A 2344-nucleotide genomic window follows, 5' to 3' on the forward strand; every position below is an offset into this window, starting at 1 on the left:
ACGTGGTCATGCCAGCCCGGCGGAAGGGTGCGATTCCGGCCCCGTGAAGGGTGCGATTCCGGCCCCGTGTGCGCGGGGCCCCCTTGCGCTCTGCTGCTAAATGCCCTGCCAGTCGGGCTTTGCGGCGAAGGTGTGGCGGAAGTAGTCCGCCAGCTTCAGCTTGGACGCCGCCGCCTCGTCCACGACGACCGTGGCGTGCGGGTGCAGCTGCAGCGCCGAGGCCGGGACGATCGAGGCGACCGGACCCTCCACGGTCGCGGCGACCGCGTCCGCCTTGCCCTCGCCGGTGGCCAGCAGCACCAGGTGGCGGGCGTCCAGGATGGTGCCGATGCCCTGGGTGATCACGTGGTGCGGGACCTGGGAGATGTCACCGTCGAAGAAGCGGGCGTTGTCGATCCGGGTCTGCTCGGTCAGCGTCTTGATCCGGGTCCGGGACGCGAGCGACGAGCAGGGCTCGTTGAAGCCGATGTGGCCGTCGGTGCCGATGCCCAGCAGCTGCAGGTCGACGCCGCCGGCCTCCGCCAGCGCCCGGTCGTACGCCTCGCAGGCCGCCTGGACGTCCGCGGCCGTGCCGTCCGGGCCCATGAACGCGGCCTCGTCCAGCCCCAGCGGCTCGACGACCTCGCGCAGGACGACGGAGCGGTACGACTCGGGGTGGCCGGCGGGGAGTCCGACGTACTCGTCGAGCTGGGCGATACGCGCGCGGGAGGCGTCGGCCTCGCCGCCCAGGACCTTGGCCGCCAGCGCCTCGTAGATCGGCAGCGGCGTGGACCCCGTGGCCACACCGAGCAGCGCGTCGGGCTTGCGGCGCAGCAGGGCCGCCATGGCCTCCGCGATGAGCTCGCCGCCTGCCTTGGCGTCCGGGACGATGACAACTTCCACGCTGGCCTGCCTTTATGCGGTCGGAGTGGGGTCGGAGTGGTTTAGACCAATCTAGCAGAGGGGGCGTCCCGGCGTCCCCCTGTCGGGACGGTTTCCCGGCCGCTTGTACGGGCGGCGGGGCGGGCGGCCACACGGGCCGCGGCGGCGGGCTGCGGCCATCCGCTGGCGGGGGCGTCGGAGGCTTGGCCAGACTGTCCCCTGTCGCCCGTCTCCCATCTCCCGTCTCCCATCTCCCTGGAGGAAGAATGTCCTCGACCAGCCCGGCACCCCGTGGCCAGATCATGGCCGGCGAGATGGCCGAGCAGCCCGCGGTGCTGCGCCGGCTGCTGGACGAAGGGGCGCCGCACATCCGGGCGGTGGCGCGGGAGATCGCGGCGCGGCGGCCCCGGTTCGTCCTGCTGACGGCCCGCGGTACGTCGGACAACGCGGCGCTCTACGCCAAGTACCTGCTGGAGATCCGGCTCGGGCTGCCGTGCGGGCTGGCGTCGATGTCCACGACGACGGCGTACGGGGCCCGGCCGGACCTCACGGACGTACTGATGATCACCGTCAGCCAGTCCGGGGGCTCCCCCGACCTCGTCGCCTCCACCCGGGCGGCCCGGGAGGCCGGAGCGATCACGCTCGCGGTGACCAACAACGCGTCCTCGCCGCTGGCGGGGGTCAGCGAGTACCACGTCGACATCCTCGCCGGGCCCGAGAAGGCGCTCCCCGCGACGAAGACGTACACGGCGTCGCTCCTCGCGCTGTACCTCTTCGTCGAGGGGCTGCGGGGCGGTACGGGCGAGGACGCGCGCGTCCTGCCGGCGCTCGCGGGCCGGATCCTCGACCGGGGCGAGGAGGTGCGGGCGCTGGCGGCGCGCTACCGCTTCGCCGAACGCATGGTCATCACCTCGCGCGGCTACGGATATCCCACGGCCAAGGAGGCGGCGCTGAAGCTGATGGAGACGTCGTACATCCCCGCGCTGTCGTACTCGGGCGCGGATCTGCTCCACGGCCCGCTGGCCATGGTCGACAACGTCTCCCCCGTCATCGCGATCGTCACGGACGGCCGCGGCGGCGAGGCCCTGCAGCCGGTCCTCGACCGGCTCCGCGACCGGGGCGCGGACCTCGTGGTCGTCGGCCCGAAGCCCCAGGTCGACGCGGCGTCGGCGGGTTTCGCGCTCCCGACGTCGGGGGTCCCCGAGGAGCTCCAGCCGATCCTGGAGATCCTCCCCCTCCAACTCCTGGCGTACGAGGTGACCCTGGCCCGCGGCCAGGACCCGGACGCCCCCCGCGCCCTCGCAAAGGTCACAGAAACCCGCTGACGCCCCACGCCTGCGGCCCGCACCGCCGCGATGCGGCCAGCCTCGCGATGTGGTCACCCCACGCCGCCGACCGCCGGCCCGCACCGGCCCTCCGCGCCTACGGCGCGGAGTCACACACCCGCCCACCCACCCGAGCACCGGCCCACAGGGGCACCCCG

Annotated in this window: 2 protein-coding genes; one reads left to right on the forward strand and one right to left on the reverse strand. The window is 73.5% G+C overall.

Annotated features, from left to right (window positions below; translation table 11 throughout):
• Positions 1 to 96: 96 nt before the first annotated feature.
• The gene (gene nagB / locus AB0M28_RS40375) at positions 97 to 882 is read right to left on the reverse strand and encodes a glucosamine-6-phosphate deaminase (protein ID WP_365415816.1); all 786 of its coding nucleotides are present in this window, start codon (positions 880 to 882) and stop codon (positions 97 to 99) included.
• A gap of 245 nt (positions 883 to 1127) precedes the next feature.
• On the opposite strand from nagB, the gene AB0M28_RS40380 reads away from it, so the two are divergent.
• Complete coding sequence (locus AB0M28_RS40380) at positions 1128 to 2186, forward strand: SIS domain-containing protein (protein ID WP_365415817.1); 1059 nt, start codon at positions 1128 to 1130, stop codon at positions 2184 to 2186.
• Positions 2187 to 2344 lie beyond the last annotated feature (158 nt).

The sequence above is a fragment of the Streptomyces sp. NPDC051940 genome (genome assembly GCF_040680895.1).
Classification (GTDB): domain Bacteria; phylum Actinomycetota; class Actinomycetes; order Streptomycetales; family Streptomycetaceae; genus Streptomyces.